Origin of the sequence: Streptomyces sp. NPDC058246, from assembly GCF_042881985.1 — a bacterium.
GTDB lineage: Bacteria > Actinomycetota > Actinomycetes > Streptomycetales > Streptomycetaceae > Streptomyces.
The window spans coordinates 106,191-121,951 of record NZ_JBHVWZ010000020.1 but is presented as its reverse complement, the minus strand read 5'-3'; the positions used below and the strand labels follow the sequence as shown (position 1 = coordinate 121,951).

At 71.0% G+C, this 15,761-nt stretch carries 16 protein-coding genes and 1 riboswitch; of the genes, 9 read left to right on the top strand and 7 right to left on the bottom strand.

Annotation, left to right across the window (positions count from 1 at the left end):
- Position 1: 1 nt before the first annotated feature.
- A complete protein-coding gene (locus tag ACFVXA_RS26600; protein WP_383739327.1) occupies positions 2 to 235 on the top strand; it encodes a ferredoxin in 234 nt (77 codons plus the stop codon).
- A gap of 87 nt (positions 236 to 322) precedes the next feature.
- Positions 323 to 498: riboswitch (TPP riboswitch) on the top strand.
- Positions 499 to 547: 49 nt separating this feature from the next.
- Here the strand turns inward: ACFVXA_RS26600 and ACFVXA_RS26595 are convergent.
- Positions 548 to 1,192, bottom strand: coding sequence for a TetR family transcriptional regulator (locus tag ACFVXA_RS26595; RefSeq protein WP_362028940.1), 645 nt, complete (start codon positions 1,190 to 1,192; stop codon positions 548 to 550).
- A 475-nt stretch (positions 1,193 to 1,667) separates the two neighbouring features.
- Between ACFVXA_RS26595 and ACFVXA_RS26590 the strand changes: the two genes are divergently transcribed.
- The 3 genes from ACFVXA_RS26590 to ACFVXA_RS26580 are packed head-to-tail and all read left to right on the top strand — an operon-like array spanning position 1,668 to position 5,004.
- Entirely contained in the window at positions 1,668 to 3,209 is a 1,542-nt protein-coding gene (locus ACFVXA_RS26590) for a glycosyltransferase family 4 protein (RefSeq protein ID WP_390026972.1), read from the top strand.
- Positions 3,203 to 3,937, top strand: a complete 735-nt coding sequence (locus ACFVXA_RS26585) for a class I SAM-dependent methyltransferase (RefSeq protein ID WP_362028946.1) — start codon at positions 3,203 to 3,205, stop codon at positions 3,935 to 3,937. The genes ACFVXA_RS26590 and ACFVXA_RS26585 overlap by 7 nt, the downstream gene beginning before the upstream one ends.
- Positions 3,934 to 5,004 carry a prenyltransferase/squalene oxidase repeat-containing protein gene (locus ACFVXA_RS26580; RefSeq protein ID WP_362028949.1) on the top strand — a complete coding sequence of 357 codons (1,071 nt, stop codon included), beginning with the start codon at positions 3,934 to 3,936 and terminating at the stop codon, positions 5,002 to 5,004. The genes ACFVXA_RS26585 and ACFVXA_RS26580 overlap by 4 nt, the downstream gene beginning before the upstream one ends.
- A gap of 79 nt (positions 5,005 to 5,083) precedes the next feature.
- Here ACFVXA_RS26580 and ACFVXA_RS26575 read toward each other — a convergent pair whose 3' ends face one another.
- A complete protein-coding gene (locus tag ACFVXA_RS26575; protein WP_362028952.1) occupies positions 5,084 to 5,377 on the bottom strand; it encodes a hypothetical protein in 294 nt (97 codons plus the stop codon).
- A 206-nt stretch (positions 5,378 to 5,583) separates the two neighbouring features.
- Here ACFVXA_RS26575 and ACFVXA_RS26570 point away from each other — a divergent pair, with 206 nt between their 5' ends.
- The 5 genes from ACFVXA_RS26570 (at position 5,584) to dhaK (ending at position 10,049) form a co-directional block, all read left to right on the top strand.
- On the top strand, positions 5,584 to 6,165 hold the full coding sequence (locus ACFVXA_RS26570; protein WP_383908967.1) for a hypothetical protein: 582 nt from the start codon (positions 5,584 to 5,586) through the stop codon (positions 6,163 to 6,165).
- A gap of 206 nt (positions 6,166 to 6,371) precedes the next feature.
- Positions 6,372 to 7,232 carry a class II fructose-bisphosphate aldolase gene (locus tag ACFVXA_RS26565; RefSeq protein WP_362028957.1) on the top strand — a complete coding sequence of 287 codons (861 nt, stop codon included), beginning with the start codon at positions 6,372 to 6,374 and terminating at the stop codon, positions 7,230 to 7,232.
- 4 nt (positions 7,233 to 7,236) lie between these two features.
- The gene (locus ACFVXA_RS26560; protein WP_390026970.1) at positions 7,237 to 8,301 is read left to right on the top strand and encodes an HAD-IA family hydrolase; all 1,065 of its coding nucleotides are present in this window, start codon (positions 7,237 to 7,239) and stop codon (positions 8,299 to 8,301) included.
- Positions 8,302 to 8,323: 22 nt separating this feature from the next.
- Positions 8,324 to 8,980, top strand: coding sequence for a dihydroxyacetone kinase subunit DhaL (gene dhaL, locus ACFVXA_RS26555; protein ID WP_362028963.1), 657 nt, complete (start codon positions 8,324 to 8,326; stop codon positions 8,978 to 8,980).
- A gap of 73 nt (positions 8,981 to 9,053) precedes the next feature.
- The gene (gene dhaK / locus ACFVXA_RS26550) at positions 9,054 to 10,049 is read left to right on the top strand and encodes a dihydroxyacetone kinase subunit DhaK (protein WP_383908972.1); all 996 of its coding nucleotides are present in this window, start codon (positions 9,054 to 9,056) and stop codon (positions 10,047 to 10,049) included.
- Positions 10,050 to 10,083: 34 nt separating this feature from the next.
- Here the strand turns inward: dhaK and ACFVXA_RS26545 are convergent, their stop codons facing one another.
- The 5 genes from ACFVXA_RS26545 to ACFVXA_RS26525 all read right to left on the bottom strand — a co-directional run bounded on the left by ACFVXA_RS26545 (position 10,084) and on the right by ACFVXA_RS26525 (position 15,751).
- Positions 10,084 to 11,094, bottom strand: a complete 1,011-nt coding sequence (locus tag ACFVXA_RS26545; RefSeq protein WP_362028969.1) for an LLM class F420-dependent oxidoreductase — start codon at positions 11,092 to 11,094, stop codon at positions 10,084 to 10,086.
- A 113-nt stretch (positions 11,095 to 11,207) separates the two neighbouring features.
- Positions 11,208 to 12,026, bottom strand: a complete 819-nt coding sequence (locus ACFVXA_RS26540) for a hypothetical protein (RefSeq protein ID WP_362028972.1) — start codon at positions 12,024 to 12,026, stop codon at positions 11,208 to 11,210.
- A gap of 158 nt (positions 12,027 to 12,184) precedes the next feature.
- Positions 12,185 to 13,147: an N-acetylmuramoyl-L-alanine amidase gene (locus ACFVXA_RS26535; RefSeq protein ID WP_390026967.1), complete on the bottom strand. Its 963-nt coding sequence runs from the start codon at positions 13,145 to 13,147 to the stop codon at positions 12,185 to 12,187.
- Between the two features lie 22 nt (positions 13,148 to 13,169).
- Positions 13,170 to 13,820: a class I SAM-dependent methyltransferase gene (locus ACFVXA_RS26530; protein WP_362028977.1), complete on the bottom strand. Its 651-nt coding sequence runs from the start codon at positions 13,818 to 13,820 to the stop codon at positions 13,170 to 13,172.
- A 191-nt stretch (positions 13,821 to 14,011) separates the two neighbouring features.
- Positions 14,012 to 15,751, bottom strand: coding sequence for an MFS transporter (locus tag ACFVXA_RS26525; protein ID WP_390026965.1), 1,740 nt, complete (start codon positions 15,749 to 15,751; stop codon positions 14,012 to 14,014).
- Between the last annotated feature and the right edge of the window lie 10 nt (positions 15,752 to 15,761).

Genomic DNA, 15,761 nt, shown 5'->3' with positions numbered 1-15,761 from the left:
GATGGGCGACCGCTGGCAGGTCGAGGTCGACCGCTCCGTCTGCATCGGCTCAGCCCAGTGCGTCCACCACGCCCCGGACGCCTTCCGCCTCGACACCGGCAGGCAGTCCCACCCGGTCGACCCGGAGACCGACGCCAACGAGAAGATCCTGGCGGCGGCGGAGGGCTGCCCGGTTGAGGCCATCATGATCACGCTGCTGGGGAGCGGGGAGCCGGTGTTTCCGCCGGAGGACTGAGGAGAGGGCCTGGAAAGGAAAGGGAGAAAAAAATCCCTTTCAGGGGGTTCTGTATGGCTTTAGGTGTTCTATTCTGGTAGTGGCCTACGGGATGAGTGAGGGAGTTCGACCGGAGTAGCCGACTTTGGCGAGACGCATCTGCTTCCGCTGGGGCCGACGTCGACGGTCGGGCTGAGAGGTCGGAAGGTCGTAGTCGGACCGGATGGCGACCCCCATTACCTGATCCGGACCATGCCGGCGAAGGGAACCCGTCTCGTAGGTCTTTTCTGTGCCCGCGCCCAGGTCTTTTGTATCCCCGCGCCCAGGCGCGGGTCAGCTCTGTTCGCCCGGGTCCGTCAGGTCGATCAGGCGGCACACCGTCTCGATGTCGATCTTGACCTGGGCGATCGACGCGCGGCCGGAGAGCCAGGTGATCAGGGCCGAGTGCCAGGTGTGCTCGATGACGCGGACGGCGGAGAGCTGGGCGGGGGTGGGGTCGTCGAGACCCATGGCGTCGAGGATGATCACCGTGGTCTGCCGGGACACCTGGTCGACCTCGGGGCTGACACTGCGGTCCGCGAAGGTGAGCGCGCGGACCATGGCGTCGGCGAGGTGCGGCTCGCGCTGGAGGGCACGGAACGCCCGCATCAGCGTCTCCGCCACCCGCTCCGCCGCCGTGTCCCCGGCCGGCGGCTTCTTGCGCAAGGTGCCGTGCATGTGCTCCAGCTGGTCCTGCATCGTGGCGACCAGCAGATGGACCTTCGACGGGAAGTAGCGGTAGAGCGTGCCCAGGGCGACCTGCGACGACTCCGCCACCTCGCGCATCTGTACGGCGTCGAAGCCACCCCTGCTGGCCAGCTGCGCGCTCGCGTGCAGGATCCGGCGGCGGCGCGCCTCCTGCCGCTCGGTGAGCGGGGGAGAGGCGGGGTGCGCGGCGGGTCGCGCGGACTTGGCTTCCACCTTGGCTTCCGCAGGCATGGGTCCCGTTCCGTGGGTTCAGCTGGAGGAGCGATCAGACAGCATGGCAGGGCACCGAGCCGGGCGCGAGCCGAACGGGCCCCGCAACTCCGTCGTGGCGGGGGTCGGTCGAACCACGCCCTCCGTGGCGGCGCGAGTAACCGGACCTCGCCCCTCCGTGGTGGCGCGAGTCAACCGGACCTCGTCCCTCCGTGGCGGAGGAGCCGATCGAACCTCGTCCCACCGTGGCGGCGCGAGTCAACCGGACCTCGCCCCTCCGTGGCGGCGCGAGTCAACCGGATCCCGTCCCTCCGTCGTGCCGGGAGCCGACCCGACCCCGCCCCTCCGTCGTGGCGTGAATCACCTGATCCACCGCTCACAGCGGCGCTACCTGCCGGTAGATTCAGTGCTCCTTGAACGATCAAGTCTGTAACTTGTTCTAGATTAGCGTCCCGGCGTAATCTCGCGGGAAAATGCAGGGAGAAGGGGGCCGGGAGTGACCGCTGAGGCCATGGAGGCAGGCCCCGGGGAGGGTGCGGCCGCCGACGGCGACCGACCCCTGCGCATCGCGCTCCTCACGTACAAGGGAAACCCGTTCTGCGGCGGTCAGGGTGTGTACGTACGACACCTCTCGCGCGAACTCGCCCGCCTCGGCCACCGGGTCGAGGTCATCGGCTCCCAGCCCTATCCCGTGTTGGACGAAGGACTCCCCGAGCTGAGCCTCACCGAGCTGGCCAGCCTCGACCTGTACCGCCAGCCCGACCCCTTTCGCACCCCCGGGCGCGAGGAGTTCCGGGACTGGATCGACGCGGTCGAGGTCGGCACGATGTGGACTGGCGGCTTCCCCGAGCCGCTGACCTTCTCGCTGCGCGCCCGGCGCCATCTGCGCGCCCGCCGCGGCGAGTTCGACGTCATCCACGACAACCAGACCCTCGGATACGGCCTGTTGGGGGATGTCGGGGCCCCGCTGGTGACCACCATCCACCACCCCATCACCGTCGACCGGCAGCTGGAGCTGGACGCCGCCGAGGGCTGGAAGCGCCGCGCCTCGGTACGCCGTTGGTACGCCTTCACGCGCATGCAGAAGCGCGTCGCGCGCCGGCTGCCGTCCGTGCTCACCGTCTCCGGCACCTCACGCCAGGAGATCGTCGACCACCTGGGCGTCCGCGACGACCGCATCCACGTGGTGCACATCGGCGCGGACACCGACCTCTTCTCGCCGGATCCGGCGGTACGGCAGGTGCCGGGCCGCATCGTCACCACCTCCAGCGCGGACGTGCCGCTCAAGGGGCTCGTCTTCCTCGTCGAGGCGCTCGCGAAGGTGCGTACCGAACACCCGGGCGCGCACCTCGTCGTCGTCGGCAAGCGCGCCGAGGACGGGCCCGTCGCCCAGGCCATCGAGCGGTACGGGCTCGAAGGCGCCGTCGAGTTCGTCAAGGGGATCTCCGACGCGGAACTGGTCGACCTGGTCCGCTCGGCCGAGGTCGCGTGCGTGCCTTCCCTGTACGAGGGGTTCTCTCTCCCGGCGGCGGAGGCCATGGCGACCGGCACGCCGCTGGTGGCCACGACCGGCGGAGCGATCCCGGAGGTCGCCGGACCCGACGGCGAGACCTGCCTCGCGGTGCCGCCCGGCGACTCGGGGGCACTGGCCGTGGGCCTGAGCCGGCTCCTCGGCGACCCGGAACTGCGGGCCCGGCTCGGCTCCGCCGGGCGCGCGCGGGTACTGGAGCGCTTCACCTGGGCCCGAGCCGCCCAGGGCACGGTGGCCCACTACCGCGAGGCCATGGCCCGCTCCGCGGGCACCCACGCGGACTCCCGCCGCTCCGCGCCGACCCCCGACCGCTCCGCGGCAGCAGCTCCCGACCGCTCCGCGGCAGCCCTCGACCGCTCCGCGGCCACGCTTCCCGACCGCTCCGCGGCCACGACGGGTGCCGAAGCGCCCTCCACGGGCGTTGCCGCGACGGGTGCCGAAGCGCCCTCCACGGACGCTGCCAAAGAACTAGTTGTAGCCAATCGCGAAAGCAGGGCCACGTGCTGACCGTCGACTTCTCCCGGTTCCCGCTCGCCCCGGGCGACCGTGTCCTGGATCTCGGCTGCGGTGCCGGCCGGCACGCGTTCGAGTGCTACCGGCGCGGCGCCCAGGTCGTCGCCCTGGACCAGAACGCCGAGGAGATCCGCGAGGTCGCCAAGTGGTTCGCGGCGATGAAGGAGGCGGGTGAGGCCCCCGCCGGCGCCACCGCGACGGCGATGGAGGGCGACGCGCTGGCGCTGCCCTTCCCCGACGAGTCCTTCGACGTGGTGATCATCTCCGAGGTCATGGAGCACATCCCGGACGACAAGGGCGTCCTCGCGGAGATGGTCCGGGTGCTGAGGCCGGGCGGCCGTATCGCGATCACCGTGCCGCGCTACGGCCCGGAGAAGGTCTGCTGGACGCTCTCCGACGCCTACCACGAGGTCGAGGGCGGCCACATCCGCATCTACAAGGCGGACGAACTGCTGCGCAAGATCAAGGAAGCCGGGCTCAAGCCGTACGGCACCCACCACGCGCACGCGCTGCACTCGCCGTACTGGTGGCTGAAGTGCGCGTTCGGCGTCGACAACGACAAGGCGCTGCCCGTGCGGGCGTACCACAAGCTCCTGGTCTGGGACATCATGAAGAAGCCGCTGGCCACCCGCGTCGCCGAACAGGCGCTGAACCCGCTGATCGGCAAGAGCTTCGTGGCGTACGCGACCAAGCCGCACCTCCCCCTGGCGGACGCCGCGTGACCACCCCCCGGACAGAACACCTCGTCCTGCCCGGGGTCCTCACCGCCGAGCAGGCTGCCGCCACGGTGCGCGGGATCCTCGGGGTGCAGCGCCCGGACGGTGCCATACCGTGGTTCCGCGGTCACCACCTCGACCCGTGGGACCACACCGAGGCCGCGATGGCCCTCGACGCGGCGGGCGAGCACGAGGCGGCGGAGCGCGCGTACGAGTGGCTGGTCAGGCACCAGAACGCGGACGGTTCCTGGTACGCGGCGTATGCCGACGGGGACTTCGAGGATGTCACCGACCGGGGGCGGGAGACCAACTTCTGCGCGTACATCGCCGTCGGCGTCTGGCACCACTACCTGGCCACCGGTGACGACACCTTCCTGGACCGGATGTGGCCGGCCGTCTACGCGGCCATGGAGTTCGTGCTGCGGCTGCAGCAGCCGGGCGGCCAGATCGGCTGGAAGCGTGAGGACGACGGGACGGCCGTCAACGACGCGTTGCTGACCGGGAGTTCGTCGATCCACCACGCGCTGCGCTGTGCGCTCGCCATCGCCGAACAGCGTGAAGAGCCGCAGCCCGACTGGGAGTTGGCGGTCGGCGCGCTGCGCCACGCGATCCGGCTGCACCCCGAGCGGTTCCTCGACAAGGACCGCTACTCGATGGACTGGTACTACCCGGTGCTCGGCGGCGCGTTGACGGGCGCCGAGGCCAAGTCCCGTATCGAGGAGGGCTGGGACCGCTTCGTGGTCCCCGGGTCCGGTGTCCGCTGTGTGGTTCCCAACCCGTGGGTGACCGGCGGGGAATCGGCCGAACTCGCCCTCGCCCTCTGGGTGGTGGGCGAGTCCGACCGTGCCCTGGAGATCCTCCAGTCCATCCAGCACTTGCGCGACCCGAAGAGCGGCTTGTACTGGACGGGCTATGTCTTCGAGGACCAGGCCGTCTGGCCCGAGGAACTCACCACGTGGACCGCCGGCTCGCTCCTGCTGGCCGTCGCCGCGCTGGGCGGCGACGAGCCCACCTGTGCGGTGTTCGGCGGCGAGCGGCTGCCGAGGGGCCTGGACCCCGACTGCTGCGGTTAGGGACCGTCCGCGGCAGGTCGGTGTCCAGGGACTGTCCGCGGCAGGTCGCTGTCCAGCGTCTGTCCGCGGCAGGCCGATGTCAGTGGCGGTGCATGCGGTTGGCGATCGCGTGGCCGATGAAGAGGTACACGACGGCCGCCAGGCCGTAGCCCGCGACGACGCGTGCCCATGCCTTGTCGAAGGTGAACAGGTCGCGTGACCAGCCTGCCAGCCAGGCTGCCACATTGTGGACGAACTGCACCAGATCGTTGGCGCGGTTGGCGTCCAGCAGATACATCAGGATCCAGAGACCGAGGATGACGGCCATCACGTCCGCGACGATCGCGATGACCGTCCCAGCCTGATTCGATCCGTTGCGATATCGAGGGGACATGTCCTGCGAGTTGCCGCTCAATCCTGGATGAAACCCGAACGGATTCGCTCGGGTGGCGCGGTCGCGGACACCGGGTGAGGCTGGGAGTTGAGCCGTGTTCTCCCGTCACCGGGAGAACCATCTCCCTGTCCAGGGAGAACTGTGCCCCTGCCCAGGGAGAAGTGCGCCCCTGCCCAGGGAGAACCGTTCCTTTCCCGGAGGACCCCGTGGCTGTACCGATACGGCGCCTGATCATGGCGCTGACCCTCTGCTGCGCCCTGATCGGCGGCGCCGCCGCGTGTGGCAGCGGCACCACCACTCAGGACACCGCGGCCGCGATGCCTGCGGCTGCCACTCCGACCCCGACCGCCACTCCGCTCCCGTCCACCACCGTCGAGAAACAGAAGCTCGCGAAAACGCGGTTCGTGGCGAACGCGGGGCTCGCGGCCGGAGCCACCTATCAGTGGATCGTGAAGCCCTGGAAGGCCGGCAAGTTCAAGAAGGGCGCCAAGGGACGCAAACTCGCCCTGGTCAAGGCCGGCGTCGCGGGCGCGTTCGCGTACAACCGGCTGAAGGCCGCGAGCAGGAACGCCCAGGGCGACCCCACGCTCTCCAAGGCCCTCGCGCCGCTCACCGCGGGCATCGACGCGCTCAAGGACCTGCCCTCCAAGCTGCGCAAGGGCGACTCGACCGACTCCGTCGCGGGCACCTTCGACAGCCTCATCAACCAGGTGAAGGACGCCGGTAAGAGCGCGGGCGCCGAGGTCAAGGACCAGGTCCCGTCGGCCTCCCAGCTGTCCGGCGGCTAGCAGGCGTCTGAAAGCCCGTCACCGGGGCTGGGGTCACGGCCGGCCGCAGCCGTTCACGTTCCTCCCTGTCGGGCCGGTGGGGTCGGCCAGCCGGCTGGTGGGGTCGGCCGACCGACCGGTGGGGTCGGCCGGCCCGGGCCCAAAAGTGGCGGGGCGTGGTGCGCGGGCGTGGAATGGAGGGGCGGGGGCGGAAACATGGAGGCGACGTGGGTGTTGCACCGCTGACCGAGATCCTCTCCGGGCCCTTCCGCGAGCGCTACGCCGTACCGGCCATCAACGTGTTCAACGACCTCACGCTGGAGGCCGTGCTGGCGGCCGCGGTGGAGAACGCGTCGCCGCTGATCGTGCAGACTTCCGTGAAGACGGTCAAGTCCATCGGCAGCGACGTGCTCTACGCGATGTGGACCTCGATGACCGCCGGTATCGAGGTGCCCGTCGCCCTGCACCTGGATCACTGTCCGGAACGCGAGGTCATCACCGAGTGCCTGCGGCGGGGCTGGAACTCGGTGCTCTTCGACGCCTCCAAACTGCCGGTCGAGGAGAACATGCGGCAGACCGTCGAGGTCGTCGCGGAGGCCCGTGCGTACGGGGCCGCGGTCGAGGGCGAGATCGAGTCGATCACCGGCGTGGAGGACGGCATCGGCAGCGACACCGCCGCCGAGCAGCAGGACCTCTCGGTGGCGCTGGAGTTCCTGCGGACCACGCAGGTCGACGTCTTCGCGCCGGCGATCGGGAACGCCCACGGGTCGTACAAGCAGGCGCCGGTGCTCGACGCCCAGCGCGTGTCCGACCTGGTGGCGGCCTATCCGGTGCCGATCGCGCTGCACGGTGGCAGCGGACTGTCCGACGAGCAGTTCCACGACCTGATCTCCCGGGGGTGCGCGAAGGTCAACATCTCGACCGCCCTCAAGGAGAAGTTCATGAAGTCGAATCTGGCCTTCCTCGAAACGGCGGCGGAGCGGCAGAAATGGGATCCGCCGTCGCTCTTCCGGGCCGTCCGCCAGGACGTCATCGACATGACCGGTTCCCTGATGACGCTCTTCGGCAGCGCAGGCCGGGCGGGATGAGACCGTGCCCGCGCTGATCTTCGACTGCGACGGCGTCCTCGCCGATACCGAGCGCTACGGGCACCTGCCCGCGTTCAACGAGACGTTCGAGGAATTCGGCCTGCCGGTGCGGTGGAGCGACGAGGAGTACGCGGAGAAGGTGAAGGTCGGCGGCGGCAAGGAGCGGATGCGGACGCTGCTGACGCCCGACTTCGTCGCCGCCGCCGGTCTGCCCGCCGACCCGGCCGCGCTCGACGAACAGGTCGCCCGCTGGCACCGGCGCAAGACCGAGATCTACACCGGGATCATCCGCAGCGGGGCCATTCCGCCCCGGGACGGTGTACGGCGGATCGCCGCGGCGGCGCAGGAGGCCGGGTGGACGCTCGCGGTCGCCTCCACCTCCGCGGAGGCGTCCGTCCGCAGCGTGCTCGAACTCGCCATGGGCCCCGAACTGGCCGCGCGCTTCAGCGTGTTCGCCGGAGACGTGGTACAGCGGAAGAAGCCCGCCCCGGACATCTACGCGTTCGCCGTGCGCCGGCTCGGCCTCGATCCGGCGGCCGTCGTCGCGATCGAGGACAGTCGCAACGGGATGCTGGCCGCGCTCGGCGCCGGGCTGGCCTGCGCCGTCACCATCAGCGCCTACACCGGCCAGGAGGACTTCACCGGGGCCTCCCTGGTGGTCACCTCGCTCGGCGACCCGCCACCGGAGGAGACCGTCACCCAGGTGCTGAGCGATCCGCTCGGCGCGCACCCGGGGCCCTGGGTGGAGCTCGCGGACCTGGCCGTCCTGCTCACCACCGACGGCAACACCACCGACTCCACCCCATCCGGACCGCCCGCATCCGGACCACCCGCATCCGGGCCGCATCTTGCATCTGGGCCGCCTGGATCCGATCCGCCCGCATCCGGGCCGCCCGCATCCGGACCGCCTGGAACCGATCCGGCCGCATCCGGACCGCCTGCATCCGGACCGCCTGCATCCGGACCGCCTGCATCCGGGCCGCCCGCATCCGGGCCGCCCGCATCCCATCCACCCGCATCCGGGCCGCTCGACTCCGGGCCGCTCGGTCCTGGATCTCGTCGGAACTGACGTCGCGCCAGTCAGGAGAGTCATGTCATCGCCATCGACACCCGCCGGCGACCTCGCCTTCGTCGTCCGGACCATCGCCCGGACCGCGGTCGACAACGAAGGGGCCTTCGGTGACCTCGACGCCGTCGCGGGGGACGGGGACTTCGGGTACTCGCTCGCCCGCGGCTTCGAGATCGTGCTCGCCGACTGGGACACCCTCGACCCGGGCACGCCGGACGAGTTCCTGAAGAAGGTCGCCCTGGTGATCTCCAAGCGGGTCGGCGGCACGTCGGGGCCACTGTGGGGCACCGCCTTCCTGAGGGCCGCCGGGGCGGTGAAGGACCGGACGGAGTTGGACGCCGCGGACGCGGTGGCCATGCTGCGGGCCGCGGCCGAGGGGATCAAGGCGCGCGGCAAGTCCGACCTCGGCGACAAGACGCTGCTGGACGCGCTGATCCCGATGACCGACGCCCTGGAGCAGCGGCTGGCCGAAGGCGGTCCGGGGGCCGGCCCGGCGGAACTCGCCGCCCTGGCCGCCTCGACTGCCCGTACCGCGGCCGACGCGACGACGTCCATGCAGGCCAGACGCGGCCGCCAGAGCTACACCGGTGAGCGCAGCATCGGCTCGCCGGACCCGGGCGCGGTGGCGGTCGCGGTCATGGCGGAGCGCGTCGCCGCCGAGTGGGACGTACGCGACTGACAGCACGCGACGGGCTCGGCGCCCCGACCGTCTCCAGCACCCCGGACCGACGAGACCAGAAGGAGTCACCGGCATGAAGAAGTTCGTCAACGACCCGAAGGACTACGTCTCGGAGATGCTGGAGGGGCTGGCCCTGGCCAACCCCGACACGCTGAAGTACGTCCCCGAGTACAACCTGATCATGCGCGCCGACGCCCCGCAGGAGAACAAGGTCTCCCTCGTGCAGGGCTCCGGTTCCGGTCACGAGCCGGCGCATGTGATGACGGTCGGCAAGGGGATGCTCGACGCCGCCTGTCCCGGCGACGTGTTCGCCGCGCCGCCGGCCGACTTCGTCTACGAGACGGTCAAGCTGGTCGCCTCCCCGAAGGGTGTTCTGCTGCTGGTCAACAACTACACCGGGGACCGGATGGCCTTCGAGATGGCCGAGGAGCTGTCCCAGGCCGAGGGGTTGACCGTCCGTACCCTCTTCATCGACGACGACGTGGCCGTGCAGGACTCGACGTACACCGTCGGCCGGCGCGGAGTGGCCGGCAACTTCTTCGTGATGAAGGCCGTCGGCGCGGCCGCCGAGCGGGGTGCGGACCTCGACGAGGTGTACCGGATCGGCGAGAAGGTCAACTCCGTCACCCGCACCATGGGCATGGCCCTCACCGCCTGCACGCCGCCGGCGAAGGGCTCGCCGCTGTTCGACCTGCCCGAAGACGCGGTCGAGATGGGCGTGGGCATCCACGGCGAGCCGGGCCGCAAGCGGGAGAAGCTCCGGTCGGCGGACGCGATGGTGAGTGAGCTCGTCAGCGCGGTCGTGGACGACCTGCCGTACGTCTCCGGTGACTCCGTCGCATTGATGGTCAACGGCCTCGGCGGCACACCGATCGGCGAGCTCTACCTGGTGTACGGGCGGGCCCACAAGCAGCTGGCCGAGCGCGGTATCGAGATCCAGCGCAGCTACGTGGGTGAGTACTGCACCTCGCTCGACATGGCCGGTGCCTCCGTCACTCTGGTCCGCCTTGACGACGAGATCTCCGATCTGCTCGCCGCCCCCGCCGAGATCCCGATCCGCGTGTTCTGACGGGACGGCGACGCCGCACGCGCGCCGCCCCTTCCTAGGAGTTGAGCTCCGCCAGGACCCGTAGCGTGTGGGGGTCAGGGGACAGGACCAGCAGGTCGGTCACCGGGCCCTTGCGCCACAACTCCAGCCGCTCGGCGATGCGTTCGCGGGGGCCGACGAGCGAGATCTCGTCGGCGAAGGCGTCGGGAACGGCGAGGACGGCCTCTTGGCGGCGTCCGGCGAGGAACAGCTCCTGAATGCGGCGCGCCTCCTCCTCGTAGCCCATGCGTGCCATCAGATCGGCGTGGAAGTTGCGGGCCGCGTGCCCCATCCCGCCGATGTAGAAGCCGAGCATCGCTTTGACGGGCAGCAGCCCTTCGGCGATGTCGTCGCAGACGCGGGCGCGGGCCATGGGCGCGACCAGGAAGCCTTCTCGCAGGTCGGCAAGCGACGCCTCGTACGCCTGGGGGCGGGTCGGCGACCAGTACAGCGGCAGCCAGCCGTCCGCGATCCGGGTCGTCTGCGCGATGTTCTTCGGGCCCTCGGCGCCCAGCAGGACCGGCAGTTCGGCGCGCAGGGGGTGGGTGATGGGCCTGAGCGCCTTGCCGAGACCGGTGCCGTCGGCGCCACGATAGGGGTGGGAGTGGAAGCGGCCGTCCAGCTCGACGGGGCCTTCGCGCCTGAGGACTTGGCGGACGACATCGACGTACTCCCGGGTCGCGGTCAGCGGCGACTTCGGGAACGGCCGCCCGTACCAGCCCTCGACGACCTGCGGCCCCGACAGTCCGAGGCCGAGCATCATGCGCCCGCCCGAGAGGTGGTCGAGCGTGAGCGCGTGCATCGCGGTCGTGGTGGGGGAGCGGGCCGCCATCTGCGCGACGGCCGTGCCGAGTTGGATACGGGAGGTCCGTGCGGCGATCCAGGCGAGCGGGGTGAAGGCGTCGGAGCCCCAGGACTCGGCGGTCCACACGGAGTGGTAGCCGAGTCGCTCCGCCTCCTGGGCGAGCGGCACATGGTCCGCCGAGGGGCCGCGCCCCCAGTAGCCGAGTGCGAGACCGAGTCGCATGTCCCCTCCAGAAGCCGGTGCCTGACGAACCGTCAGTTATGTGCCGGCTGGCGACTGTACGACAACGGCCCCCCGCCCGGAAGGGCGAGGGGCCGTACGGGAAGCGTGGGGCGTCAGCCGCGCTGGATCCCCGACGTGTCCTGAAGCACACCACGACGGCCGTCCTGCGTCTGCGCCACCAGGGTGGCACCGCGCTGCTCGACGGCCAGGTACCAGGTGCCCGGCGCCAGTTCGGCGATCGGCGACGGCGAACCGTCCTCCCCGAACAGCGGACGCGGCACCGGCACGGCGAACCAGAACGGTGAGAAGTCCGCGGCGGGCTGCTGCGACTGCGGGGCCTGCGGCTGCGGCTGGCTGGGCTGCGCGCCGAACGGCTGACCCTGCGGCTGCGCGCCGTAGGGCTGGCCGGGCTGGCCCGGCTGGGCGCCCGGGTAGCCGTAACCACCCTGCGGCTGGGCGCCGTAGGGCTGCGGGGCGATGGGCTTGGGGGCGCCGACGAGGGCCGCGTTCAGGGCCGGGACCAGCGGGGTGGCGATCGCGGCGGCGGCCAGCACCAGGGCGGCGATCAGGCCGAGGATCAGGCCCGAGCCCGCGCCGACGTTCGCGCTGCCGAAGCTGTCGCTGAACGCGCCCAGCGGATCGATGATGGTCCAGAACGAGGTCCACAGGGCGAAGAGCGTCAGGGCCACCCCGAGCTGGCCGAGGTCGAGCCCGATGACCTTGCGCGGCTGCGGGAGCGCGCGGGCGACAACGATCAGGGCCGCACCGACGATGCCGCCGATGTACATGCTCATCACAAGGCCCAGGTTGTCCCAGGCGTTGAGGGAGTTGCTGCCCGACGGGTCGTATGTGCTGAGGAACGACGCGATGAACAGCAATACCGCTGCTCCGATCACCACGCCGTCGCCTCGAGTGAGGGAGCGGATATTCACTTCAGGTCCTTCGTCAGTCGTCTCGTCATCGGTGGAGGCGTCGCTGTCACCATGTCGCCGTCAAGCCCTGGTGTGAAGCGCGGGGGTGGCCCCTCATCGTACGGATGACACTATCGCCCGTCCGACCAGGGTGTCCGTCGGGATCAACCCGCCGATCCCTACCCGCGCAGGAAACTCACGATTCCCTCAGAGATCCCACGCGCCGCCTTCTGCCGCCACGCGCCGCTGGTCAGCAGCGCCGCGTCCTTGCTATCGCGCATGTTGCCGCACTCGATGAACACTTTCGGAACCGTTGACAGATTGAGACCGCCGAGATCCTTTCGGACCACGAGACCGGTGCCGTCGCCGATGTAGTTGGAGGGCGCGCTGCCCGTCTCGCGGACGAACAGGCCCGCGATGCGCTCGCCCAGACCGCGGGAGGAGGTGACGATCGGACGGGTGTCCGCGGCACCCGCGTGCACCGCTGCCGGCAGGATCACATGGAATCCGCGGTTGCCGGCCGCCGAGCCGTCCGCGTGCACGGAGACGACGGCGTCGGCGTGCGCCGCGTTGCCGATCCGCGCCCGCTCGTCGACGCACGGCCCCCAGGACCGGTCGCCGTCCTGGGTGAACTTCACCGTGGCGCCCTGCTGTTCGAGGATCGTGCGCATCCGGCGCGCGACGTCGAGCGTGAACTGGGCCTCCGTGTACCCCGCGTTGGTCGACGTGCCGGTGGTGTCGCACTCCTTCCAGTTCGTCCCGATGTCCACCTTGCGGTTGATCTCGGACGCGTGCTGGAAGTTGTGCGGGTTGTGCCCCGGGTCGATGACGACCACCTTGCCCTTGAGCGGGCCGGAGGCTGCGGGCCGGGACGAGGAGGGTGTCGGGGCCGGTGACGAGGCGCCCGGTTTGCCGTCGTCCGTGGCGGAGGCGGATGCCGTGGGCGAGGTGGGCGCGGACGCGGAGGTCGGTGCCGCTCCCGCCTTGTCGGACCCGCCCCCCGAGCCGCCGCCGTCCACCGCCTGCCACACCAGCCAGCCGGCCAGCGCCCCCGGTACGAGCGCGGCGATCGCGACGGTGAGCGGACCGCGCAGGGAGCGGCGCGGCTGGGGCGGATCGAAGTCAGGGCCTACGTACGACACGTCAGCGACTCTAACCGTGCCCTCAGATCCCCGCTCCCGTTCGCCGCAGGACGCGCAGCGAGTCGGTCACCGAGACCTCGGTGAAGGCGCCGGACTCCAGAGCCCTGAGGTAGACGCGGTACGGGGCCTGGCCGGTGAACTCGTCGGCCGGGTCCGGGAACACGTCGTGGATCAGCAGCAGGCCGCCCTCGGCGACGTGCGGTGCCCAGCCCTCGTAGTCGCCGTTCGCGTGCTCGTCGGTGTGGCCGCCGTCGATGAAGACGAAGCCGAGGGGCGTCCGCCAGAAGGCGGCGATCTGCGGGGAGCGGCCGACGACCGCGACCACGTGGTCCTCCAGGCCCGCGTTGTGCAGGGTGCGGCGGAAGGTGGGAAGCGTGTCCATCCGGCCGATCTCCGGGTCGACCGTGGCCGGGTCGTGGTACTCCCAGCCGGGCTGCTGCTCCTCGCTGCCCCGGTGGTGGTCGACCGTGATCGCGGTGACCCCGGCCTCGCGCGCCGCGTCGGCGAGCAGGATCGTGGAGCGCCCGCAGTACGTGCCGACCTCCAGCAGCGGCAGCCCGAGCCGGCCCGCCTCGACGGCGGCCTCGTACAGCGCGAGCCCCTCACGGAGCGGCATGAACCCCTTGGCGGACTCGAAGGCGGCGAGAATGTCCGGCTTGGGTGCCGCGGGCATGGGGTTTCCTCCAGCTTGTACGGGTGCTTGTACGGGTGCGCGCGGGTGCTTGTACGGGCGCTGTACGGGTCCCGGAGCTCGTGCGTGTGCTCGTGCAGCGCGTGCGCGTGCTCGTGCGGGTCCCCGGGCGCCCCATGGTGCACCACACCCCCGCCGCGCGGGCGACGGGGGTGTGACGGACGGCGGGGGTGTTACGCCCGGACGGTCTCGCCCGGCAGGGCGAGGTCCACCTCGACCGGGCGGTCGTCGCCGGCGTGCGTCGCCGAGGAGGCGAGCGGGCCGTGGCCCATGGCCTTGGCGGCCAGGACGTACGCGCCCTCGGCGGGCACGGCCAGTACGTATCTGCCGTCCTCGGCGGAGAGCGTGGCGCCCGCCTGGCGGCCGCGACGGTCGATCAGGGTGACCTTGGCGCGGGCGACCGGGGCGCCGTCGGCGTTCAGGACGCGGCCGTGGAACCCGCCGAGCAGCTCGTGCGCCCGCTCCAGGGCGGCGTCCTCCTCGCTGCTGGCGCGCAGCTGGGGCTTGGTCGCCTGGGGACGGCGCGGCAGGAAGAGGGCCATGAGCAGGCCGACGGCCACCGCGCCCGTCGCGATCAGGAAGGAGACGCGGAAGCCGTGCATGGTCGGGACGGCGACGCCGCCGACGTGGTTCGCGGTGTTGGCGAGCACCATGCCGATCACGGCGCTGGACACCGAGGTACCGATGGAACGCATCAGGGTGTTCAGACCGTTGGCCGCGCCCGTCTCCGAGGCCGGGACCGCGCCGATGATCAGCGCGGGCAGCGAGGAGTACGCGAGCCCGATGCCCGCGCCCAGGACCACCGCGATGACGAGGCTCTGCCAGGCGGCGCTCATCAGGCCGAGCCCCGCGCCGTAGCCGATCGCGATGATCAGCATGCCGAGAATCAGCGTGACCTTGGGGCCGTACTTCGCCGACAGCCGGGCGTAGACCGGCGCGGTGACCATCATCGTCAGGCCGAGCGGCGCCACGAGCAGACCGGCGGTGACCATCGACTGGCCGAGGCCGTAGCCGGTGGCCTTCGGCAGCTGGAGCAGCTGCGGCAGGACCAGCGAGACGACGTAGAAGGAGACGCCGACCATGATCGAGGCGAGGTTGGTGAAGAGCACCGCCGGGCGGGCCGTGGTGCGCAGGTCGACCAGCGGAGCCTTCAGGCGCAGCTCCATCACGCCCCACAGGAGGAGCGCGACGGCCGACGCGGCGAACAGCCCGAGCGTGGTGACCGAGGTCCAGCCCCAGTCGCTGCCCTTGGTGATCGGCAGCAGGAAGAGGACGAGGCCCACCGAGAGGCCTATCGCGCCGAGCACGTCGAAGGTGCCCTCGGCGCGCATCGGGGACTCCGGTACGACGAGGAGGGTGAGGACGATCGAGAGGACGCCGAGGCCGGCGGCGCCGTAGAACAGGGCGTGCCAGTTCGCGTGCTGCGCCACCAGGGCCGCGGCGGGCAGCGCGAGTCCGCCGCCGACGCCGATCGAGGAGCTCATCAGGGCCATCGCCGAGCCGAGCTTCTCGCGGGGCAGCATGTCGCGCATCAGACCGATGCCCAGCGGGATCGCGCCCATCGCGAAGCCCTGGAGCGTACGGCCCACGATCATCGGCAGCAGGGTGCTGGTCAAGGCGCTGACCAGGGCGCCGACCACCATCACGGCCAGGCTGGTGAGCAGCATGCGCCGCTTGCCGAAGAGGTCGCCGAGGCGTCCCATGATCGGCGTGGCCACGGCACCCGAGAGCAGGGTCGAGGTCAGGACCCACGTGGCGTTGCTGGGCGCGGTGCTCAGCAGCGTCGGCAGGTCCTTGATGACCGGGACGAGCAGGGTCTGCATCACCGCGACAACGATGCCCGCGAAGGCGAGCACCGGCACGGTCGCGCCGCTCGGCCTCCGCGTGGGCTGGTCGGGCGTCGTGTGCGTCATCGCGTGGGGC